Source organism: Ruoffia sp. FAM 20857 (assembly GCF_045528645.1).
In the GTDB taxonomy this organism is placed as follows: Bacteria; Bacillota; Bacilli; order Lactobacillales; family Aerococcaceae; genus Ruoffia; species Ruoffia halotolerans.
This window is the reverse complement of record NZ_JBGQRB010000028.1, coordinates 1-23,557: the sequence shown is the minus strand read 5'-3', so window position 1 is coordinate 23,557 and position 23,557 is coordinate 1. Positions and strand designations below refer to the sequence as shown.

Sequence of the window (23,557 nt, the reverse complement as noted above, 5' to 3'; positions counted from 1 at the left end):
TTCTTTCATAGTAAGATTCATGTAAGTCATTTGTGGTTACTCCTCTAATTTTCGTGGTTGAAAATTTGATTTGAGTGTACCATGAATGGTTTATTTAATCTTTCTAGCTTAATTTTACAATCGACGACCTTAAAAAGTTAGAATAAAAACTCTAACTTTTTAAGGTTACGACAATTTAATTATCCCTCTAACACAAAGTCATAAGAATTATATTCAATGGTGTTATCATCTGAACGTGTAAATTCGATTAGGTCATTACTAAACAACTTAATGCGAATACTCTCATCCGACTCCACTATCTCAGGGTTAGTAATGGTGAAAACAACATTGCTCATCGGATCAATGGACGAGTAAATTCCAGATGATGCATCTTGAATTTGTTGAATCACATTGAAGACAGTCGGATTATTTTCTAAATCCAGTTGATTTTCAATGGCATTGAAACTAATTCCTAACTCCTCTTGCAGAGCTTGGATATCATCGGCTTCTGAGTTGGGATCAAGTTGATTCAAGGCGGAATTGTCTGTGTGATTTGCTAATAGGAGCATGACTTCTCTTGCTTCAGGTGCCTCATTATTGATAGTTAGTCGAACGCTATTCGAGTTAAATACGATATGGCTAATAGGACTCTCTTCATTCTCGCTTACATAACTTTGATTATCGTTGGCAGAAACAGAAATTGAACTAATAGATACTAGTGATACTAATAAGATTATATACTTTAATATTTTTTTCATTTTAATTATCCTTTCTATTTTGCCTCAACGGGAGCTTTAGACGGAATAGGTATTGCTGAATCTACAGGATATACATAGCCACTATAATACGACATTGAGTTTGGTCGAGGAGTAAAACCAACTTTTTGCAAGTAACCATGCCAATATCCATTATGATAATAAAAAGTTGCTGGACCATTTCCAGAAACAGGATGCATTTCAATCCACATCCTTCTTACATCGAGTGGTTCAATTATATTACTAGAAATATTAATTTCATTATTATTTTCAAATGCTTTAGCAACAGAAGTTGGTAATACAAAAGTAGCAATTAATAATCCTGTTAATAAAATTTTATATTTTTTCATACATCATACTTTCCTTAATAAATAATCTGTCTAAATTAACCAACTATAAAATTCTTTCGTACCAGTTCAATAAAGATCAAACTTCCATTTGTTAGCAACCCAATAAATATATACTTCATCAAGTTATAGTACCCTAAAGCAAATGTTAGCCCATAAGCTATACACATTAAGTTTAGTACACTTATAGCATATTTAGTTTGTGCTACAAATACTAATTTCACCCAACGGTAAATAATTGACTTAGAATCGACTACTAGGCGTATAATTAAAACTAGCGAAAAAAATATTAAATGCCTCACAAATTCATTATCCCAGGATACATATTTTATTCCGATAGCTTGCAAACAAAACATAATACCCGAATACAACATACAATATTCTGGTTTACTTGCATGAAAACCACCCACACACATTCTTAAAGGGATATACATAAAAATAACAATAAACAATTCTTCAATTACGTTAAAAAATAGCCCGATTATCGCAGCAAGAATGAATCCTAGCAATTGAAAAATAATTATTGAAATACCAAGGGAAACACATTCAACCTCTACATCAGATAATGACATTGAACGACCTAATTGTTGTGATAATTTAGTAACCATCTTTATTTGAAAAATACTCCTCAATGTTTTTGCTTCGTTTTGGCTCATAAATAATTATAGAGCTCAAATTCTCAGTGACATTGAACTTCACAATAAACATTATTCCGATGTAACAAAACCTTAAGCAATATTTTAAGTATTTTTTCAATTACTCCCTCCTTTTTCATTTACTATAACCATCATATAACACTTATTTGTATAATTTCCCAGAATGTAACGAAACTCCCTTAATATGTAACGAGAATAAATTAATCTAATATATTCAAAAAAACATGTATAAATGTTAGTATAATATTATAGAATCATTAGGACATTTCATTCGGGAGGCTCAATTTGACTACATTTGATATTTTTTATTTATTGATTACTCCGATTTATGTTTATAATCTTTGGTCCTATTTCCAAGTGAGATTTGGGTCTAACTCTGAGTCTTTAGGGAAAAATTTATTTGTTTGTTTTATTAGTTATTTATTAATTAGTAGTGTCTATCTTTTTTTTGAAACTCCTCTATTAACCGTCTCAATCAATATTATGTGCATAATATTAATTTCAAGACTCTATATTAGTGAGATTTTTAAACAGATTAGCGAGAGTATCATCTTGTTAGCTCTTTTTATTATCATTGAACTTATTGTTGTTACCTTATTAAATATATATACAATAGATTTTCAAGATACATCGAGTTACCAATCAATCATGTCAGTCGTCTTTACCTACTTAGTTGAGTTTCTATTTATCAAATATTTACACCGCCGTAAATATCGCGCGCTACATAAGAATAAAAATATTTTTTTATACACCATCCAATTTATTATTCCATTGATTACTATTATCATTTTTTTACTTTTCTTATGGATTAATTTGTCTGGAACTATTTTGATGTCGCTAGCTCTATTCTTCCTCCTTATTAACATCATCTTATTCGAGCTTTATGATGCTTTGGCTAAGAGTTTTGACTTATTATCAGAACAACAAAACTTCAAGCAAGAACAGCTTGAATACGCCAGTCACTTAAGATTATTAGAATCTCATAACGAGGAATGGAGACAATTTCGTCATGATATTAAGAATCGTTTGACACCACTGTATGGCTTCATTCGTCAATATCCAAACTCGGAGCTTGAGAGTATCTTAATTGATATTGTTCCTGATAATTTACAGAAACCAGTTATCGAAACAGGTCATATTGCTATCGATGGTATAATCAATTCGAAGTTACATTCTGTTTCAGATAATGAGATTGAAGTAATAACGGATATCGTCGTTCCTAAGGATATTTATATTGATTCTATTGATCTCGCTGTATTATTAGGGAATTTGTTAGATAATGCGATTGAAGGGTGTTTGACAGTGGAAGCTAATCGGATAATTAAACTAAAAATATTGTTTGAAGGGAATCGACTCAAAGTAAGAATTGCTAACACCTTTGATGGTATCGTCAACAAGCAAGGCCAACAGATTCTGTCACGTAAAGATGACACGTCCATTCACGGCTTTGGTTTGAAGAGTGTGCAACGAATTGTTGAAAAATACCAAGGGTTACTAAAAATTGACCATACCCAAGAAACCTTTACCGTCTCAATCATATTGAATGAAACGCCCAGTGAAAACGTTGATAAGGAGGTAAAAGATGATTGAAATTCTGATATGTGATGATCAAGAAATCATTACTAAACAATTGAGTCAGCTCATTCAGGAATATACTCTACAGCACAAAACTTCTTTTTGGGTTAAAAGTTACCAGTCAGGTGAACAGTTAATCACATACCTTCAAAAAGAAGAGCCTATGAAGCGAATTATCTTATTAGATATTGAGATGCCTATAATGAATGGACTTGAAGTAGCTAAGTATATCCGTCATGATTTAAAAGATTATGCCAGTGAGATTATCTTTGTAACAGGAACGAATGGTTATGAGCGCAACTTATTTCAAGTTAAGCCTTCTGGCTTTATTCCTAAGCCCATCAAACGCACTCAATTATTCGAAACATTGGGTAGAAGTTACCAATTACTCGAAACACAATCTCCTTTCTTCAACTACAGCCAAAATGGAATAGATAAGTCGATTCTCTTAGATAATATTCTATATTTTGAAAGTCATGGTAGAAAGAAAGTCATCGTTTCCCAGCATCATAATGATTGGTTCTATGAAAATATGTCGCAACTTAATCAAAGATTGGAAGAATATCCACAATTCGTTCATTGCCATCGGTCATACATAGTGAATGTTAATCATGTTGTTCGAATAGATGGTTCAGATTTAGTTATGGAGAACAAACAATTAATCTCTGTGAAGCCTAAGGAGCGTGCAAGAGTTGAACACGTTCTGCTGGAATTGTTCTAGCTACAGATTAACTGAAGAAGTGGCTAGTTCTTTTTTGTGTTGTCGATAGCAAAAAGACCCCTCAAGCCTAATCTCTAGGGCTTAAGAATTCTCTCATCATCAACTAAAACAACTCATCCAATAAGATATAATAACGTAACTTATCCCAGTCAGGTTCTAATTCCAACTTCTCGAATAGTAAGTTGCCATAGTTTTCAATCTCTTGTTCAGTAAATTCGCGTAATACACCGAATTTTCCTTTTAGATTATTCAACAAACTGCGATAACAGATCGCAATATCCTGATAAATATCGGAGACGCCACTTCGCCCTAGATCAATGAACCCGGTCAGATATACCCCACTTGCGATGAGATTAGGTAGACTAAAATCACCGTGCGATAAAACGAGTTGATCTTCTTGGGGGCGATGGTCGTTCAACCATTGCCATAAGGCAGCTGGATCCTCAAACCCTTCACCACCAAAGGTCCCCTCCTCCGCATCGTCAACATCGACTAAGTTATTCTCCACCCGTTCTTTGGCTAGCTTTAACTTAACATCTAATGTTTGGACACTTGGACAGTCGGTTACATCCACTTTCCAAAGTTGCTTTAAGCTATTAGCCAATAATTCAATTAGATCTTCTGTCGTGCGTCTGACAATCACTTCATAGGAAGGATCTCCACGTAACTTCTCCATTAGTATATAGTGCGTACCGTTCAATTCCATATTTTCATAAATTTCAGGAACTGGTAGGAGTTTTTCATGCCACCAGCTAAGCATCAGCACTTCATTTTTAACTTCACCAGAAGATGATTCTATCTTAAGAACGCAATCATCTAAAATCATTTTCTTTGCCTTCGATTTACCTATCAAATCAATTTGAAAATTCTGGTTATCAATATATTTTCGGATTTCTTTGGGTATTACAAGATTCATCTCATCACTCCTCAATTCTATTCAATACTCTATTATATACATGTAATAGGAAAGCGATATCATTTTGTATTACTCTTGATTTTACACCATGAAAGTCATTTTGCAAATGGATTCGAATCTTTCATTACTCTTTTATAAAAAAATTGTTCATTATTCTTTCCTTCGCAAGTGTTTTTAATTGTATTTTTTGCACTATAAACGTAATCTTAAGGAACAATATGATAAAAGGAGACAATACTATGGCAAAGATACTCATAACTGGAGCAACAGGTACCATTGGTGTCGAATTAGCAAAGCATCTTATTACTAAACACGCGCTTACTTTAGTCGGACGTGATTTTTCTGACCTTCCTGACGATATTCAAGCTAAAGCAACCATTGTTAAACGCGATTTACTTGATCCTGACAATTGGAACGGCTTACTAGATGGCATCGAATATGTCATTCAATTAGCTGGAGAAGCTGACCAAGATGCTGATTTTTATGACAGTTTATTAGATTTAAACTACAAAATCCCACATAACTTATATAATGAAGCGACTAAAGCGAAAGACTTGAAGCGCATCATTGTCGCTAGTTCTATCCATATCGTTGATGGTTATCCAGACGGTGTTGAAGTCAAGACCACGGATCCAATCCATCCTGCTAACTTATACGGCGTATCTAAAGCATACTTAGAAGGTTTAGCTGCTTACCATGCTTATTCAAATGGCATTGAATCTATTGCGATTCGGATCGCAGATTATAAAGTGAGCGACGATGAATTAGACGAAGAAGTTGATGAGTACGGCATGGCGATGTACTTATCTAAAGAGGATATGAATCGTCTTATAGATGGCTGTATCGAAGCAGAATTAAAAGAACCCTTCTTAATTGTTAATGGTGTCTCTAATAATACGTTCACTCGTCTATCCAATGAAGAAGCAAGAGTCAATTTAGGTTACAACCCTCAAGATAATGCGTTCGAGAAGAAGAATATTTTTTAATCAACAAAAGACGTAGATGAAAATCTACGTCTTTTGTTGTCTACATATTTATATGTTTTGATGCTTCTCGAATTGATAAAGGAGCTAGTTCAGTCTGATACTGCCTAAGAAAATTCTTGACCCATTCTTCATTTATTCGCGCATAATCACGTAATGCCCAACCAATGGCTTTATTAATAAAGAATTCGTTGCTTCCTAAATTATTCATAATCGTTCGAGTCAGTAATTGAGTATCGGTTGCTTCCTTCATACTTAATTGATGAATAATCGCTACGCGTCGCAACCATAAATCATCTGATACACTCCATTCAATGATTGTTTCTTTTAACTCTGGATACTGTGTTTGAAGATAGCCCACTCTTTTCACTAAAGCATCCACAGAATCCCACCAGGACTTTGTTGTAATAAGTTTTTTCAAATGATTGATATCGTCTTTTTTCAAATACGTTTGCATATCATTTAAATAGTCAGTGGCAACATATTGGAATTCACGTTCCTCCTGTTGCCAACATTCTTGGACGAAGTTCCAATCGATAATAGGTGTATCTGGATTCACTTTAGACTGTGCTCGTGCTTCTTGTTTAGCTTCTTTAAAATACGGCTTTGTAATATTTCGACGTGCCACGCTTTTAAGACCTAAAAAAGGAAACTGATTTCTTAAGTACGCTGACATTGCTTGGGCATCGTCTGTTCGGTGGCCTTTCATCTCTGTGATTAATTGTTCAGTATCCATTGTGATTCCTACTCCTTTCAACAAATTTTTGATATATTCTCAATCTTGGAGGATGGATTTGAACTTTCTTTTAAATCCACATCTCATCACTTTCTTGCTCTTCCTCAAGTTAAATGATGTATCCTGATAGTAAGTATAATGCATTCATCAATAAGAGCCCCCCGGTTGCATAACAAGCTAGCCCAGCACTTTTAGCGGATATTATTAATTGATTGTCTTTACTTTTACCATAAATAACGCCCAATAATACTGATAGAACAATCGGCATAATAATATAAGCAACTTCTTGATACAGCCAAGCATACATTAGAAAATGAACCGCACCTACGATGCTAAATATAAAAGGAATGATAGTATAGTGCTCTCTTTGGAACATAGCAATCAACAATGGTATTGCTAACAATTGACTCATCGCAATGATAATACTTAATGAATTTAAAATGCCCGTATCCGGCCGTAAGGTAAACGCACCAACAATATATAAAATGAGTAAAGCGATTGGTAAAGCAACCATTCCCTGAAACAGAGTGGCAATGGCTGCATAGTTTAATTTGATTTTTTGCCATAATACTCCGCATATTAACCATGTTATACCGTAAGCAACCAGAAAAGGGGCACCTGAGTAATTTACTCTAGCAAGCTCTTCCAACAATTCAATCATAACTTTAGCTCCTTTTTAACTTTAAACAACGTCTCTATGACTTAATCCTACCTGATTGCGTTTAATTCACCTAATAAAAAACATCCCTACTTCATAAGTAAGGATGCCATATGTTAATAGTTAGCTACATAGTGTCCGGAAGTAACTTCTTTTAATGCTACAACTTCTTTATTTGGTTGCCACGCTTTTAGCGGATTAGAGTCTACCACCTTCGACTTCATCTGTGCATCTAACCTTGGAACAGCTTGAAGTAATTGTTGTGTATAGGGGTGTAGTGGATTCGCGTATAATTCGTTCGTTTCTGCTACTTCTACAATTTGTCCTTGTTGCATGACTGCTACTCGGTCACTAATTTGTTTCACGACTGCCAAATCATGAGCAATGAATAGATACGTTAATCCTAGTCTGTCTTGCAGTTTCTTTAAGAGTTCAATAATTTGCTTTTGAATCGAAACATCCAAGGCAGATAAAGGCTCATCCGCAACAATAAAGTCAGGTTCCACAGCTAACGCACGTGCAATTCCTATACGTTGACGTTGTCCCCCAGAGAACTCATGGGGGAAACGTGAAGCAAAACTTGGGTCTAATTCAACTAAACCTAGCAATTCTTCAACTCGCGCCCGACGTTCTTTCGCATTCTTCACTAATTGATGCGTGTCGAGTGCCTCTCCGATAATATCTTCAATTTTCATACGAGGATTTAATGAAGCATAAGGATCTTGGAAGATAATCTGCATATCTTTTCGGACTTTTAACATCTCTGATTTAGTCAGTTGATGCAAATCAAAGCCTTGGAATATAATACGTCCGCTCGTTGGTTTATACAATTGAAGGATAGCGCGACCTAAAGTAGATTTCCCCGAACCAGATTCACCTACAAGTCCTAAGGTTTCCCCTTTATAAATATCTATATTAACCTGATTAACTGCTTTAAGCTGCTTCCCTTTGCCAATATCGAAGACTTGCTCTAGTTGCTCTACTGAGATTAGCGGTTGAACTTGCGCTTTTTCTTGAGTGATTTTCTCTTCTTCAATTCTAGGTACAGCTTCAAGTAGTAATCTTGTATAAGGATGTTGAGGGTTAGCAAATATCTCATCAATCGGTCCTTGTTCAACAATTTTACCTTCTTGCATGACGATGACTCGTGTACAAATTTGAGCAACCACACCAAAGTCGTGAGTAATTAGTAAGACAGATAAGTTTAAATCTGTTTGTAATTGCTTTATAAGGGATAGAATTTGAGCTTGAATCGTAACATCTAATGCTGTCGTTGGCTCATCTGCAATAAGTAAACTTGGATTAGCAGCTAAGGCAATGGCAATCATAATTCTTTGACGCATTCCCCCAGAGAACTCATGCGGATAATGACTAAACCTCACATCAGCGTCTTTAATTCCAATTGACGTCATCAATTCAACTGTTCTTGCCTTAGCTTGTTTCTTACTCATACGTTGATGTAATCGAATCACTTCAACAACTTGATCACCAACAGTCATTGTTGGATTCAATGAACTTAATGGATCTTGGAAAATCATTCCAATATCTTCACCCAATATTTTACGTAAGGCTTTTGGTTTAGTATCAAGGAGGTTGTGCCCTTTGAATTCAATCTCACTATCAGAATGAATGATGGCATTATCAGGTAATAGTTGGGTAATTGAACGGGCCGTCATACTTTTCCCACTACCTGACTCGCCTATAATTCCAACAATTTCACCTTCTTCTACTGAAAAGGAGATATTATTTAATACTTCTTGCTGTTGGTCTTCGCTCTCAAAGCTTAAGCCTAATTGGTTGACCTTTAAAATATCAGACATTTACTCACTCCTATACTTCTTTATATACGTTGATATCTGTTAATACACAGCGATTATTATAACATAGCAACTATCTGAAAGAGGCGAGTAGATCAGACAACCGTCATTCAAAAATCCGAATGCTAGCCTTCGAAAATCCGCATGCCTCGTTTTGAGGTGGAAACGTTATAATAACTGAGTATGAATTCATGGGTAAAATTTATTCATGTATTCGATAAGTTAATTTTTACTTAGGAGGTGAGATTTTTGGAACACATTCAACAAAACAGTTCCTTAACTAAAGGATGGTCTTTAATCTATCAACAAATGCAACGTCAATGGACTTATAAAATAGCTCTTTGGGTACTTGGTTTACCCTTACATATTATATTCTTCGTGATTCAACTCATACACTTCACAAAATATAAATCTCAACCAGTTGCTGAACGAATCTCTGATGATGAAAAAACAGTGTTAAAACAAAAACTAATAAAAGAAGAACAGAATAAACAAGCCTACTTCAAGCAAAGTATTAGCGCTGAACAGACTGAAAAACGAGTTAATCAACGGTTAAATCATTATGTTCAATCATTAGTTATTGAAAACAATGATATGTCAGAGAGGATTCATCTTTCTGATATTTTCGCGGACTGGATTGTAACACCTGTTGGGTTTATAACGAGTATTATTCTAGCTTGGCCCATGTATATTTTAATGATTGTCTATCGTATGCCAATCTTAAGGTACATTGTTGAAAGGTTATTCTTGATGGTCTTCGTTATCTTTGGTGTAACTTGGATTGTATTTACGTTATTGCATTTTTCACCATCGGACCCTGCTCAAAACATCTTAGGTGTACAAGCTACCCCTGAACAAATTCAGAACTTCAATGTGCTTCATGGTTTAGATGATTCCTATTGGGTACAGCTCTTTAGAACGCTAAAAGGTATAGTTACATTTGATCTTGGATATACTTATGTAGGGAATGAATTGGTTATAGACGCATTGCTACGCCGTTTCCCTATTACACTGCAAGTCACTTTCTTCTCTCTAGCTATTTCTTTAGTTATAGCAATCCCTGCAGGTATTTATTCGGCGGTGAAAGTGAATTCTTTATTTGACCAGTTCTTTATGTTCATTGCTTTAATTGGTCTATCGATTCCAACATTCTGGTTAGGTTTAATCTTTATCTTAAACTTTTCAATTCGTAACCGTTGGTTGCCTGCAACCTTTAATCCGGACAATCTGTGGTCACTGCTGATGCCTGCGATTGTCTTAGGAACAAGCTTAGCTGCTTCTGTTGCACGAATGACCCGGGCTTCGACTTTAGAAGTGATTCATGAAGATTACCTTCTAACAGCCAGATCAAAAGGAATGTCGAATTGGCGCATCATTTGGCGTCACATTATTCCTAATGCGCTGATTCCAGTTATTACAGTGATTGGTCTGCAATTTGGTGGGATGTTAGGTGGATCAGCAGTCACCGAACAAGTTTTTAATATTAATGGGGTTGGTAGTTATATTGTAGAGAAACAATTTGTGCCGGATATTCCAGCTGTTTTAGGCGGGGTTATCTATATCGCGATTATTGTCTCTTTAGTCAATTTAGTCGTTGACCTACTGTATGCACTTATTGATCCACGAATTCGAACAACGTTAAAAAATTAAACTTAGATAGAAAGGAGTTTGGCTTTGGTTCAATCTTATTCACTGGTAGCAAAACGCTATTTACGTTTTGCTTCGACATTTTCGATTGTCTTCTCATTAGCGGTCATTTTATTTACATATTTAAGACAAGGAACAGATTGGAGTTTAGTGACTATCGGCTTCGCCCTTATTCACCTGATACTCAGCTTCATAAACTTCTTTATTGCCAGACACATTCAAAACAATGGAAAAGTTCACCCTGTGCACCGCGTATGGGGTTTTGTCCTTATGTTATCCGTCTTATTAGGGAATCCATTTAACTTTATAACGGGGATGTTCTTAATATTACGTAAACTCATGTCGTATCAAATATATTTAATCTTCACAGTACTCGTTGATTTAACGATTATTGCGACAACGAGTTTAAACTTTTTCAAACCTACTATGAGCCCGGCGTTTACTATCGGTTTATTCCTATTGGGCGTCAGTTTACTCTTTCATTGGGGACTTGCTCTATTTAGTGCTCATTTGAAAAATGTATCCAAAACTCAGTTATATATTGTTATCGGTTTACTTGTAGTCACTTCATTCAGTGGAAATTTATTAGGACTGATTGCTGCTTGGTTAATTTGGCGTGAACATCATAATCAAGCAAATGTGCGCCGACGTAGTGTCTTTTCAAACATTTCTCGTCATGAAGTCGCAATCTTTGGGCTTTATATTATTACCTTTATATTTGCGACGGCGATTACAAGTTACTTAACCTTTGAGTATAGTTACGCCGTAGAAAATAATTATACGGCGATTTTACAAGCACCAAGTATGACGTACCCTTTAGGAACTGATAATTTCGGGCGCGATGTCTTTTCACGCATGGTCTTTGGCGGTCGGATTTCTTTACTAGTTGGGGTCCTAGCTACTTTAGCGCCTCTACTTATTGGTGGTTTCCTGGGTGCAGTCTCAGGTTATTACTCACACCGTGTTGACCAAACAATTATGCGTTCCTTGGATGTATTGTACGCTATTCCCGGTATTTTATTGGCAATTACGATTGTGACGGCTTTTGGTACATCAACACAAAACTTAATTCTCGCTTTGAGTATTGGTGGCATTCCTGGTTACGCCAGAACAATGCGGGCCAACGTACTTCAAGTGAAGCAATTAGAATACGTTGAAGCTGCCCACGCTGTTGGGGTTAGTGATGTAAAAATCATTTTAAAACATATTATTCCTAATGCGAGTGCCCCGATGATTATTCGCTCATCGCTTACTGTCGCGACGGCAGTTATTTCAACAAGTAGTTTAAGTTATTTAGGTTTAGGGGTTGAAAGTCATATTCCTGAGTGGGGTAACATCTTACGTATCGGAAGTGATTATCTAGAAACACAACCTTACTTAGCTATCTATCCAGGTTTGGCTATTATTGCCTTAGTTTTATCATTTAACTTCTTAGGAGACGGCTTACGTGATGCTTTAGATCCTAAGATGACTCAATGACACGTAAGCATTTTATGAAGAAAGTTGGTGAGCTGTATCGATGAACACAGATGAAGATTGTTGTAAGTGCCGTAAACATTCAAAGCAAAATAAAAGGAGATTTTTTATGAATAAAATTTTAAACAAATTATTTTTAACAGCCTTAGTATTAGTGGGAGTAGTCGCTCCCGTCGCAACTACTGTACAAACTGCCAATGCTCAAGAAGCTATTCCCATTACTATCTTAGCTCAATCAGCATCCGAACAAGATGTTAATATTGTCCGTGACCAATTAACTCGCGCTGGCTTCCAAGTTGAGACAAGTTTGCAGCCGGATTATGCAAGTTTTAATGCTCAAAAAGAAGCAGGAAATTATGACTTAGCTATCTCAAGCTGGACAACTGTAACAGGGAATCCTGATTATGCCGTTCGTTCACTATTTATTACAGATGGTGACAACAGTATTATGAGTAACCCGGAAGTGGATGAGCTAATTGAACAAGCAGCAACGGAAACACCGGATGAATATGTGAATACGTATACTGAATTCGAGAATCAATTAGTTACTGAAAATGCGTATATCGTGCCATTATATACATCATTAAAAGCGCAAGCCTTTAATCAAGAAGTATTAAACCCAGATTCTATTCGTTTGTCTAAATCAAGAGCCTTTGCTTGGGAACCCGTTTCTTATGTTGATGACAGTCAACATGCTGAACGTCCATTACTTTTAACACAAACCTCATCACAATTGACTTCATTAGACCCAATTAAAGGGAACGACGGAAGTATAAACCAATTGAATACGAATATGTATGTACGTTTAATCAACCTAACGGATGATGACCAAATTACTTCAGAGAATTCATTAAGTTATAATCATGCGATTGCAGACGGAAACTCAGAGTATTACTTCATCTTACGTGATGATATTAACTTTGCTAAAATCGAAGACGGTGCAGCAGTTGATACTGGTGATTTAGTATCGGCTGAAGATGTTATTTACTCACTCAACCGTGCAAAAGACCCTAATTCAGTTCCTGATCATCGTACGTATAGTTTACATGAGCATATTGACGAAGTTTCAATTGTGGAAGATGTAACTGAATTAGAAGAAGCGACACTTTCTGGGAGTGACTCATCTATAAAAGAAGCTTTAGAAGATGGTTTAGAAACACCTATCTCAGCTGTTGTTGCTTCTGAAGATGAGGTCGATAATGCAAATGGTAATTATCAAGTCGTTAAATTAACAACAACACAACCATTTCCACAAGGATTAAATTACTTAGGTCACCAATCAGCAGGTATCGTGTCAGAACAACAAGTTGAAGCAATAAATACTTATGATATCGAGTCTTATGATGTAAACTCAGACATCGCTTATGGAGACCAACGTGCTGTCACTGAAGGTGGCTCTTATGATAACCATCTATGGACAAGTGGTCCTTACATCATGGTTGATAAAAATGATTACCAAGCAAACTTTGTTAAAAACCCAGCATACCGTCCTGATACAGATGCAGATGCAAACATTGAGCAAGTCACAGTCCGCTTTATCGCTGATTCAAGTAGTGCTTTATCTGCCTTACGCTCGAACGAAGTTGATCTGTACTATGGTTTAGGTGAAGTTGATTACCCAATTGTTGAGAACGAGTCAAGTTTAGCACTCCAATCAATTCCAAGTAATGCGGTAACTTATATGTTATTCAACGTCAATACACCCGGCCGCCCGGTATCAGACAGTGCTGACTTAAGAAAATCAGTTCTTTATGCTATCAACCAAGAAGAAATTAATGCTGCTTACCAAGGATTAAAATTACCAGCTTACTCAACATTATCGCCACTTGTTGAAACTGGGAATACTTTAGTCGCCGACCAAGCAAAAGTAGAAGAGTTTAGAAACAATTACTTAAATTCAGCTACTGAATAAAATGTTTAAGCCCTCAACTACCTTGTAAATAGGATGGTTGAGGGCTTTTTCTGTAGAATAATTTCGTAGTTATCTCGGAATCGTTTTAGAACCGAATGCGGGTTTACAGTTTTTCTCAAGTTTTTCATTAAAATTTTATATAGTCAATTAACATTTACAACAAATTGCGGTATGATAATTAACATTGAAAGATTTATTACGGTATATTTAAATATCGTATCCAAATCCAACTTAGAGAGCATCTCTATAGTTTCAGAAAGGAACGGATGTATTTGAATATACAGCAATTAAAGTATTTAGACCATATTGAAAAAACCGGATCGATTAACCGCGCATCTGAGTTGTTATTTGTATCCCCTTCAACCATATCAGTCTCACTTAAAGAACTCGAGGCTGAAGTCGGTCAACAATTATTTACCCGTTCAAGTAGCGGAATGACCACAACACATGAAGGGCATGAATTTATAACTCAAGCTCGACAAGTCTTAAGCCAACTTGATGTCATGCGCGATTTGTTTGTTAATAATGAGTCGGAACGTCAATTCTTTTCTGTCTCAAGTCAGCATTATGACTTCGCATCAGAAGCTTTCAGCAAATTTATTAATAAACATCCAGGTGAACGCTTTGTCTATCGCTTCTTTGAAGTAGATACCTATTCAGTCATTAAAAATGTTTCGCAAAATGTTAGTGAAATTGGCTTCGTATACTTAAGTGAATTTAACCGCCGAATGTTAACTCGCTTATTCGAACAAGAAAATCTACAATTCCATGTGATGTGGGAATTCCAGCCTCATGTCTTTATTCGAAAAGACCATCCTTTAACTGAATTTGAAAGTATAAAATATAAGGACTTAATGGATTATCCTGCGATCACATTCGAACAAACAGAGCATCAAAACGACTTCTTAACTGAACATCCCTTAGAAGTTCAAGCAAATGATCAGAAGGTTGTTGTAAGTGACCGGATGAGTGCAATTAATATCATTACGGGGTCAAATGCTTATTTAACAGGTTCGGGCATTATGACAAACCGCATTACTGATGATTATGTTACGTCAATTCCTTTAGAAAGCTCGGAAAGTCACCATATTTGCTGGATTGCTCCGAAAAATCAGGAATTGTCAACGAATGCGCAAAATTATTTGAAGATAGCTGATCAAATACTATGTAAACGTGTTAAAAACTTGGAAAGTGTTCATTCACCAGATAATTATACAATTTAATCGGTTAAACTAACCATTCACACAAATTAACCACCTCCATTAAACGGTTTAAACACGTCTAGTGAAGGTGGTTATTTCTACTTAATCAGTTTCATCGACGGTTCCAAAAGTATCTAATGGCCAAAATCTGAATAATATTTCAGCATTAATTGATTCTTCAGGAATCGGTCCAAACTCTGTACTATCGAATGAATGATTTCGGTTATCTCCCATAACAAAGTATTCCCCTTCAGGAATTGTTAATGGAGCAAAATCAATGGTGTTCGTATTATTCTGAAGAGTTTCTTCCGATAAGTAAGTTTCTGATAATGGTTCGTCGTTAATATAAATCACATCATCTTGAGATGAAATTGTATCTCCAGGTAAGCCAATCACACGTTTAATGTATTGCTTTCCTTCCTCAGTCGGCGAATCAAGTATCACGATATCAAATCGATCCACATTGAAGATATTCGCACCGAATAATTGATCACCGTGTGCTAAAGTATAATTCATCGAAGGTCCATCGACTTCAAAGGGTGTAAACACAAATAATCTTAGTAAAACCATTCCAACGATGAGTAATAAAAATAAGCCATTCTCTTTAAAAAAACGTTTAATACTGTTCATGATAATCTCCTAGCAAATAACATAATAAGAATATTATACATCCCATATAAATACTTAACAACCTTTGGGCCTAAAGCTAAAGATTTCTTAAAAAATATGGAGGCGGCACGCTGAATCATCAGTGTGTCGCCTCCATTTATAATGTTATGATGCTGTTGGTTCGCCAACACGTTTAATTTTACCTTGTTGGATATAAACAGAAAGGATCGCAATATCTGCTGGGTTTACCCCACTCACACGACTTGCTTGTCCTAAAGTGCTTGGATTGATTAGTTTTAATCGTTCTCTTGCTTCATTTGCTAGGTTCCCAATTGCATCCCAATCAATGTCTTCTGGAATTTGTTTTTCTTCCATAGCACTCATTTTTTCTACTTTTCGAACAGCTTTATTAATATAACCTTCGTATTTAATTTGAATTTCAACTTGTTCACCGACTTGACGGTTCAATGGTCCTTCTTCGCGAGGAATTAATGTCACTAAGTCAAAGTAACGAATTTCTGGTCGTTTTAATAAGTCGCTTGCTAAGATACCATCTTTTAATAAGGCTGATCCAACGCGTTCGAATAAATCAACTAAACCTTCTGTATGTGGTGTTAGGCGGATTTTGCTTAGGCGTTCTAACTCTTGATCAACGAGTGCTTGTTTTGTTTTGAAAGCTTCATAATGGTCTTCAGATACTAAACCAATCTCGTGTCCAATCTCAGTTAAACGCATATCAGCATTATCATGACGTAATAATAATCGATATTCCGCACGTGACGTAAGTAAACGGTATGGCTCTGTTGTCCCTTTTGTTACTAAGTCATCAATCATCACGCCGATATAAGCTTCGTTACGTTTTAAGATGAGTGGGTCTTTTCCTTGGACTTTACGTGCTGCGTTAATACCAGCCATAATTCCTTGACCTGCTGCTTCTTCATAACCACTTGTTCCGTTCATTTGACCTGCAGTAAATAAACCAGGTAATGATTTTACTTCAAGTGATAAGTCTAATTGATGCGGTATAACGACATCATATTCAATCGCATAGCCTGGACGCATCAATTTCGCATTTTCCATACCTTTTACCGTACGTAACATCTCAACTTGAACTTCCTCTGGCAAGGATGTTGAAAGGCCTTGAACGTACATTTCTTTCGTGTTTGCGCCTTCTGGTTCAATGAATATTTGGTGACGTGGTTTGTCACTGAATCGAACGATTTTATCTTCGATAGATGGACAATATCGAGCACCAACACCTTCTACCGTTCCACTAAACATTGGTGCACGGTGTAGGTTTGCTTGAATAATTTCGTGTGTTTGAGCATTCGTATGCGTTAACCAACACGAAACACTTTCTTCTTTAAAGTCTTCGTCGGGAGTTAAAAATGAGAAATGATTCGGCATTGTATCACCTGGTTGTTCAACTGTATCATCAAACGTTACTGAATCAGCGTGAATTCTTGGTGGTGTTCCTGTTTTGAATCTAGCTAATTCAACACCTAATTCCAGTAAGTTCTCAGATAATTTGATCGAAGGTAATGTATTATTTGGCCCAGATGAATAATCTAAATCACCAATAATAATTTTACCACGTGAAGATGTTCCAGCTGTTAATACAACAGCGTCAGCTAAGTACTTAGCACCTGAGTTTGTAATAACACCTTTTACTTGGCCATCTTCGACATATAATTCTTCAACCATTCCTTGTTTAAGTGTTAGGTTTTCTTCTTCTTCAAGAACTTGACGCATGTTTTTTGCATAGGTTTCTTTATCTGCTTGGGCACGTAAAGCTTGTACTGCTGGGCCTTTACTTGTATTTAATAAACGCATTTGAATGTAGTTTCTATCGATATTACGTCCCATTTCGCCACCAAGTGCGTCGATTTCTCGAACAACTACCCCTTTAGCTGGCCCACCAATGGATGGATTACACGGCATAAACGCAATCATTTCTAAGCTTAATGTTAATAAAAGTGTTTTTGATCCCATACGGGCTGCTGCTAAAGCAGCTTCTGATCCAGCATGTCCTGCTCCAACAACAATAACATCATATTGTCCTGCTTCATATATTTGCATAAATAACTCCTTTCTAGTCTTTCTTCTCTTCTTTAAATTCAACGGTATGTTCGGTTAATTCGCCATTTGTATCATAAGTAAATTTTGCTGAGAAATAGGGTGTCTGTTTCACTAACCAATCTAAGTAAATGTAATCCCCTTCCCAAGTCGGTTTTGCCATGACTTGGTCATAAGGAACCCATTCCAGTGTTCCTTCATCGCATTCTTCAAACAGTTCACCTTCGAACTCAGTCACGACATAGACAAAACTATACCAATCTTCACCATCATGTTTGAAATCTGGAAACGTAATAAATCCTCTTAAATCCAGTTTAGTAGCTGTTAAGCCTGTCTCTTCTTTAATTTCACGGATGGCGCATTCTTCAGGTGTTTCACCTGCTTCAAATTTACCACCGACACTAATCCATTTTCCTTCATGAATGTCATTCGGCTTTTTATTACGATGTAGCAGTAAAATCTCTGATCCATTATCAAGATAACAAATAGTTGATAGTTTTGTCATGATTTTGTCGTCCTCTCTACCTTTACTTACCTAAACAGAATTGGCTGAATAATTTATTTAATAGTTCGTCTTGGACAGAATCTCCGGTAATCTCACCAAGTAAATCCCAAGCACGTGTAAAGTCCATCTGAATTAAATCAACAGGCAACATCATCTCAGTTGACTCAAGGACTTCATCCAGTGAGCTAATTGCTTGGCGTAGTAATTGTGTATGTCGTGTGTTCAGTAAGTAGTTCACGTCACCAGACTTGATTTCACCACTAAAGAATCTTTGTTCAATTTGAGTTTCTAACTCATCAATCCCAGATTCTTCAAGCATCGATGTTGCGATTAAATCAGCATCTTGAATGTAAGGTTCTAAGTCAGCGTGAGTTAATTTAGGCTCTAAATCTTGTTTATTTAATAAAATAATACGATTTTGATCCTTAGTTAATTCTAGGAGTTCAATGTCTACTTCTTGTAAGGCTTGCGCTTGGTTTAAGATTAGAATCACTAAATCTGCTTCTTCCATAACTTTACGACTACGCTCTACACCAATTCGTTCAACGACTTCATCAGTTTGGCGAATTCCAGCTGTATCGATAAGTCGAAGTGGTACACCACGAACGTTAACGTATTCTTCAATCGTATCACGCGTTGTTCCTTCAATATCAGTTACAATTGCCTTTTCTAAACCGGTTAATCGGTTTAATAAACTTGATTTACCAACGTTTGGACGTCCGATAATCGCAGTATTAATTCCATCACGGAATAAACGGCCGTGTTGCGCTTGATGTAAGATTTTTTGTATTTGTTCCTTCACATGTACGGCTGTTTCATTCAGTTGCTTCAATGACATCTCTTCGACATCATCGTATTCTGGATAGTCAATTGTTACTTCCACTTGTGCGAGTGTGTCTAACATTTCCTGACGTAATGAACGTATTTTAGTTGAAAGACTTCCTTGTAATTGGTTCATTGACGCATCCATCGCTTTATCCGTCTTCGCTTGGATTAAATCCATCACTGCTTCTGCCTGTGATAAGTCAATACGACCATTTAAAAATGCACGCTTCGAAAATTCTCCTGGCTCAGCCAATCTCGCACCATTCGCTAAGACTACTTCAAGTACTCTTTGAATGGCCATAATCCCACCATGTGAGTTGATTTCAACACTATCTTCCGTTGTATAAGATCTTGGTGCCTTCAATACACTCACCATCACCTCATCAATGACTTTTCCTGTTTCAGGGTCAATGATATGGCCATAGTTAATTGTATGCGAATCGACGTTATTTAAGTTCTTACCTTTGAAGATTTTACTCGCAATCTCAATTGCTTCATCTCCACTCAATCTCACAATGCCAATCGCACTTTCTCCCAGTGCTGTAGCAATAGCTGCAATGGTATCTGTTGTATACATTGAATGACTCCTTTCTAATTTTGCTCACAAAAAAAATGCCTAAACTCCCCCTATATGCATGATTTCTCCATGTTGATATACGGTTCGTAAGCACTTTGACTGCTACTACATTCAATTTCTTTAGCATTATACAAGATTCATTTGAATATTGCAAATAGTTTTGATAGGTTGGGGTGAGAAATTTTAACTTTTTTGTATTGCCCCCCTACTCGCACCTGAATATCATTTACCTTCCTATCAGTAGCGTGATAGAATAGGGTTGATTAAAGAAGAGGTGAGTTTTATGAATAAGTTTGAATATATATACCTAGATATTGAAAACAAAATAAAAGAAAACATTTATCCAGTGGGGTCTTTACTTCCAGGTGAAACTTCACTCGCAACAGAGTATAATGTTTCTCGTGAGACGATTCGTAAAGCGCAACGGATGTTATCAGATAATGGATTTATCTTTAAAAAACAAGGACACGGGTCCATTGTTTTAGATTATCGACGTTTCGCTTTGCCAATTAGTGGTTTAGTGAGTTATAAAGAATTAAGTGAGGAAAATAATCTCGCCAGTACGACACAAGTTATTAAAAATGATATTATTCCTGTTCCAGATTTTATATTAAATGATGTAAAAATGAATTCCAAAGAGAAGTTTATTCACTTAATTCGAACACGCTCAATTGCTGGCGAAGTCGTGATTATCGATGAAGATTATATTCGTCAAAGTATCGTGTCTGAAATACCAAACCAAGTAGCAGAAGATTCCATCTATCAATACTTTGAAGGCGATCTTGGTCTAGAAATCGGCTTCGCATCGAAAGAATTTATCGGTGAACCCGCCGATGATTTAGATATTAAATACTTAAAAATTAAACCAGAAGACTACACAATCACAGTGAGGAGCCAAGTATTTCTAAAGGACGCGACGTTTTTTCAATATACGATTTCACGTCACCGAATTGACCGCTTTCGTTTTCAAGAGTTCGCTCCGCGTCATAATCGGTTTATAAATCCGTGATATAATGAATGAATATCGCTTAAAGGAGTTAATGAATGCAAAATAATCAAAATTTGAAGTGGGGTCTAATTATCCTCATTGTAATAGGCTTTACTTTTATTTTATACCTTAATTACGACAGTAATGGAGAAGCGCCAAGTAAAACATCTACTCAAGAAGTGTCGTCTCAACCCAATCAATCTAGTGAAGAAACGATTGCAAACTCTAGTGAAGCGAGTTCTCAAACGGATGAATCAGAGCAAGAGAGTGAAAGTGACGTGGAAAGGACACTAGATGTAGATACAACCAACCAAAGTAATCGTGTTGCGGTTGTTCCAAGCCAAAGTAGTGAAGAAAGTGAGTCTTCTACTGAAAATAGTTCAGACGAAGAAAGCACGGAGGAAGACGAAGTAAGTATCGAAATATCCGTGAGCAGTTCCGAGAGCGAAAGCCAAGAAGAGGACGAGACAAGTGAATCTGATTCCGAAGCAATCGTCGCATCATCTGAAAGTAGTTCTGAAGATGAAAGCACCGAGGAAGACGAGACGAATGAATCAAAATCCGAATCAAGCATCGCATCATCTGAAAGCAGTTCTCAAGATGAAAGCCAAGAAGACGAATCGACAGAAAGTTCTTCAGAATCTGAGCTTACATTTGACGACATCTATCAAACTGATTTGATGGACGAAAATGGAATTGAACCTTTAGACTTAGACGCCTATAAAAATATGGCTGATGTCATAGACCAAACACTTACTGAGTTTAACGTCAACTCTTCTGAAATTAGTTTAGCTTATTATAACTTCCACAATGAGGAACATTACTATCTGAACGAGAATGAATTATTTACTGCAGCGAGTATAACGAAAGTTCCACTGTCTGCCTTATATATTGATTTAATCAACTCAGGTGAGTATCAATTAGATAGTGAACTTGATTACAGTGAAGCATTATTTGAAGCCGGGACTGGAAACATTACAAACGGTCCTTTGGAAAACAGTTATAGGATAGAGGAACTGATTACAGAAGCAATCACTCATTCAGATAATACTGCAATGAATATACTTAAAGCCGAGTACGATAAAGAATTCGGTAATTTCCGCGAAGATATTTTAACGTTTGCTGGAATTGATGAGAAACCAGAAGACTTCTTAAACAATAATCTAAGTTCAGCTTATATTACTGAGCAAGTATTAATTAAAATTGCTCAAGATGAATCCTACAGTGACTTGATTAACTTAATGTTTGAAACAAGTCCGGCCCAATTGTTCACGTCATATGTTAATAATGAGATGATGGCGAATAAATTTGGTCGCTATGAGCAAGCAGTTAACGATAGTGGAATCTATTATGAAAATAATCAGCCCCAGTACGCTTTAGTCGTTCTTTCCGATAATATTAATCAAGCTGATCAATTTCTAGAAGTAATGAACTTACGAGTGAATCAATGGTTTAGAGCACATAATTAATGCAAATAAAAGTGGGTTTGGAAAATTTCCAAACCCACTTTTTTAATAGAGTAATTCAAGCAAAATAATTGTTGAAGCTAGCAAACCCATAATAGCTCGAATCGTATTCCAGCGAGTCCACTCACTAACAAATTCTTGCCAACTGGTCTCATTCGCCTCATTCTTCAGTCGATTGTTCCAGGGAACATTTTTCACAATGGTTTCTAAAAAGCTTCCGATAATATGTAGTAAACTACCCAGCCCAAACAAGGTAGAATTTATATTCATCAAAACCATGCGACCGCTAGTAAAGGAGATCCAAAGAACAACAGGAAAAACAGACTGTTCTGTATTAAATTATTGATTCGATTCATTATTCGAATACCAATACGAGCATCCTCTTCCTGCTTTAACACAGGCAGAATAGTATTAGAAAAAGTAAAATACAATCCATTGATCGTTGTGTTAAATTGAGTAAACATAATAACGGTTATGTTAGACCTCATTTGCTACTACCCACTGTTAAAGTGATTCTGAACCGGTTGTTGTTTGACTTTCATCGGTGTGTTGTAAGATGAAACGCAACACTAAAAAAAGACATGAAGATTCGTTATACTTAAGTCACCACAACATAGTATAAGGAGAGAATCTTCATGTCACACACTCATTTTAACACAAAGAAATCTAAAGGGCATTTGAAATTCACGGAACGTGAACTGATCGAACAATGGCTAAAAGAAGACAAAAAGCAAGCTGAGATTGCCCGTTTGCTTGGCCGAAATAAATCAACTATTTCACGTGAAATCAAACGGGGTACCGTCGTCCAAATTAGTCAAGGTAAAAAAGTCGAGAAGTATCTAGCTGACTTTGGTGAAGTCACTTATTTAAAGAATAGACAACGCAGTCAATCAAAAGGTATGCAAGCTTACTCTGGACGCTTTTGGTATAAATTAAAGAAAGCTCACCACAATGGTGTTTTCAAAGGAAAAAAGCGAACTCACAATATTAAAACATTTGTGATGTCCTATGCTTTAAAACATCCTAAGGAAAGAGTGCCTTGTTTCAAAACCGTCTATCGCTACATTCGACAAAATGCGCTGTGTATCAAGCCCCATGATTTACCTATGATGTATCGTTTGAAACCAAGAA

Annotated in this window: 21 protein-coding genes and 1 pseudogene; 10 read left to right on the top strand and 12 right to left on the bottom strand. The window is 36.2% G+C overall.

The genetic code is table 11. From position 1 onward, the window contains the following. Positions 1 to 179 precede the first annotated feature (179 nt). Genes ACEN4N_RS07565 through ACEN4N_RS07555 form a run of 3 tightly spaced genes read right to left on the bottom strand, consistent with a single transcriptional unit; the run spans position 180 to position 1,737 of the window. Positions 180 to 737 carry a hypothetical protein gene (locus ACEN4N_RS07565; protein WP_197105330.1) on the bottom strand — a complete coding sequence of 186 codons (558 nt, stop codon included), beginning with the start codon at positions 735 to 737 and terminating at the stop codon, positions 180 to 182. Between the two features lie 14 nt (positions 738 to 751). Further along, positions 752 to 1,084 carry a hypothetical protein gene (locus ACEN4N_RS07560; RefSeq protein ID WP_197105329.1) on the bottom strand — a complete coding sequence of 111 codons (333 nt, stop codon included), beginning with the start codon at positions 1,082 to 1,084 and terminating at the stop codon, positions 752 to 754. A 35-nt stretch (positions 1,085 to 1,119) separates the two neighbouring features. Next, positions 1,120 to 1,737: an accessory gene regulator B family protein gene (locus ACEN4N_RS07555; RefSeq protein WP_407089835.1), complete on the bottom strand. Its 618-nt coding sequence runs from the start codon at positions 1,735 to 1,737 to the stop codon at positions 1,120 to 1,122. Between the two features lie 483 nt (positions 1,738 to 2,220). Between ACEN4N_RS07555 and ACEN4N_RS07550 the strand changes: the two genes are divergently transcribed. Next, positions 2,221 to 3,327, top strand: a complete 1,107-nt coding sequence (locus tag ACEN4N_RS07550) for a GHKL domain-containing protein (protein WP_407093969.1) — start codon at positions 2,221 to 2,223, stop codon at positions 3,325 to 3,327. Next, entirely contained in the window at positions 3,320 to 4,033 is a 714-nt protein-coding gene (locus ACEN4N_RS07545) for a LytTR family DNA-binding domain-containing protein (RefSeq protein WP_197104110.1), read from the top strand. The genes ACEN4N_RS07550 and ACEN4N_RS07545 overlap by 8 nt, the downstream gene beginning before the upstream one ends. Before the next feature lie 103 nt (positions 4,034 to 4,136). Here ACEN4N_RS07545 and ACEN4N_RS07540 read toward each other — a convergent pair whose 3' ends face one another. Next, a complete protein-coding gene (locus tag ACEN4N_RS07540) occupies positions 4,137 to 4,949 on the bottom strand; it encodes an APH(3') family aminoglycoside O-phosphotransferase (RefSeq protein WP_407089836.1) in 813 nt (270 codons plus the stop codon). Positions 4,950 to 5,188: 239 nt separating this feature from the next. Here ACEN4N_RS07540 and ACEN4N_RS07535 point away from each other — a divergent pair, with 239 nt between their 5' ends. Continuing rightward, complete coding sequence (locus tag ACEN4N_RS07535) at positions 5,189 to 5,935, top strand: NAD-dependent epimerase/dehydratase family protein (RefSeq protein ID WP_407089838.1); 747 nt, start codon at positions 5,189 to 5,191, stop codon at positions 5,933 to 5,935. A 40-nt stretch (positions 5,936 to 5,975) separates the two neighbouring features. On the opposite strand, the gene ACEN4N_RS07530 is transcribed toward ACEN4N_RS07535, so the two are convergent. The 3 genes from ACEN4N_RS07530 to ACEN4N_RS07520 all read right to left on the bottom strand — a co-directional run bounded on the left by ACEN4N_RS07530 (position 5,976) and on the right by ACEN4N_RS07520 (position 9,146). Further along, on the bottom strand, positions 5,976 to 6,668 hold the full coding sequence (locus ACEN4N_RS07530) for a DNA alkylation repair protein (RefSeq protein ID WP_407089840.1): 693 nt from the start codon (positions 6,666 to 6,668) through the stop codon (positions 5,976 to 5,978). Positions 6,669 to 6,777: 109 nt separating this feature from the next. After that, a complete protein-coding gene (locus ACEN4N_RS07525; RefSeq protein WP_407089841.1) occupies positions 6,778 to 7,329 on the bottom strand; it encodes a DUF7010 family protein in 552 nt (183 codons plus the stop codon). Positions 7,330 to 7,442: 113 nt separating this feature from the next. Beyond that, entirely contained in the window at positions 7,443 to 9,146 is a 1,704-nt protein-coding gene (locus tag ACEN4N_RS07520) for a dipeptide ABC transporter ATP-binding protein (protein ID WP_407089842.1), read from the bottom strand. 246 nt (positions 9,147 to 9,392) lie between these two features. Here ACEN4N_RS07520 and ACEN4N_RS07515 point away from each other — a divergent pair, with 246 nt between their 5' ends. From ACEN4N_RS07515 to ACEN4N_RS07500, 4 genes are all read left to right on the top strand, one after another. After that, positions 9,393 to 10,793: an ABC transporter permease gene (locus tag ACEN4N_RS07515; RefSeq protein ID WP_407093968.1), complete on the top strand. Its 1,401-nt coding sequence runs from the start codon at positions 9,393 to 9,395 to the stop codon at positions 10,791 to 10,793. Positions 10,794 to 10,817: 24 nt separating this feature from the next. Further along, entirely contained in the window at positions 10,818 to 12,269 is a 1,452-nt protein-coding gene (locus ACEN4N_RS07510) for an ABC transporter permease (RefSeq protein ID WP_407093967.1), read from the top strand. 106 nt (positions 12,270 to 12,375) lie between these two features. Continuing rightward, complete coding sequence (locus tag ACEN4N_RS07505) at positions 12,376 to 14,178, top strand: ABC transporter substrate-binding protein (protein WP_407093966.1); 1,803 nt, start codon at positions 12,376 to 12,378, stop codon at positions 14,176 to 14,178. A 272-nt stretch (positions 14,179 to 14,450) separates the two neighbouring features. Then, the gene (locus ACEN4N_RS07500; protein WP_407093965.1) at positions 14,451 to 15,401 is read left to right on the top strand and encodes a LysR family transcriptional regulator; all 951 of its coding nucleotides are present in this window, start codon (positions 14,451 to 14,453) and stop codon (positions 15,399 to 15,401) included. 81 nt (positions 15,402 to 15,482) lie between these two features. Here ACEN4N_RS07500 and lepB read toward each other — a convergent pair whose 3' ends face one another. From lepB to mnmE, 4 genes are all read right to left on the bottom strand, one after another. Beyond that, positions 15,483 to 16,010, bottom strand: a complete 528-nt coding sequence (lepB, locus tag ACEN4N_RS07495; RefSeq protein WP_407089848.1) for a signal peptidase I — start codon at positions 16,008 to 16,010, stop codon at positions 15,483 to 15,485. A 144-nt stretch (positions 16,011 to 16,154) separates the two neighbouring features. Beyond that, the gene (gene mnmG, locus ACEN4N_RS07490) at positions 16,155 to 18,068 is read right to left on the bottom strand and encodes a tRNA uridine-5-carboxymethylaminomethyl(34) synthesis enzyme MnmG (RefSeq protein WP_407089850.1); all 1,914 of its coding nucleotides are present in this window, start codon (positions 18,066 to 18,068) and stop codon (positions 16,155 to 16,157) included. Between the two features lie 13 nt (positions 18,069 to 18,081). Next, positions 18,082 to 18,570, bottom strand: coding sequence for an 8-oxo-dGTP diphosphatase (locus ACEN4N_RS07485; protein ID WP_338486886.1), 489 nt, complete (start codon positions 18,568 to 18,570; stop codon positions 18,082 to 18,084). Positions 18,571 to 18,592: 22 nt separating this feature from the next. Beyond that, on the bottom strand, positions 18,593 to 19,972 hold the full coding sequence (gene mnmE / locus ACEN4N_RS07480) for a tRNA uridine-5-carboxymethylaminomethyl(34) synthesis GTPase MnmE (protein WP_407093964.1): 1,380 nt from the start codon (positions 19,970 to 19,972) through the stop codon (positions 18,593 to 18,595). A gap of 283 nt (positions 19,973 to 20,255) precedes the next feature. Between mnmE and treR the strand changes: the two genes are divergently transcribed. Both treR and ACEN4N_RS07470 read left to right on the top strand, forming a co-directional pair. Beyond that, complete coding sequence (treR, locus tag ACEN4N_RS07475) at positions 20,256 to 20,981, top strand: trehalose operon repressor (RefSeq protein WP_407089852.1); 726 nt, start codon at positions 20,256 to 20,258, stop codon at positions 20,979 to 20,981. A 35-nt stretch (positions 20,982 to 21,016) separates the two neighbouring features. Next, the gene (locus tag ACEN4N_RS07470; RefSeq protein WP_407093963.1) at positions 21,017 to 22,429 is read left to right on the top strand and encodes a serine hydrolase; all 1,413 of its coding nucleotides are present in this window, start codon (positions 21,017 to 21,019) and stop codon (positions 22,427 to 22,429) included. A 42-nt stretch (positions 22,430 to 22,471) separates the two neighbouring features. Here ACEN4N_RS07470 and ACEN4N_RS07465 read toward each other — a convergent pair. Beyond that, positions 22,472 to 22,750 (bottom strand): annotated as a pseudogene (locus tag ACEN4N_RS07465) (anthrone oxygenase family protein); the annotation flags it as partial. Between the two features lie 311 nt (positions 22,751 to 23,061). Here ACEN4N_RS07465 and ACEN4N_RS07460 point away from each other — a divergent pair. Next, on the top strand, positions 23,062 to 23,557 hold a 496-nt coding region (locus tag ACEN4N_RS07460; protein WP_407093962.1), incomplete at its 3' end, for a helix-turn-helix domain-containing protein.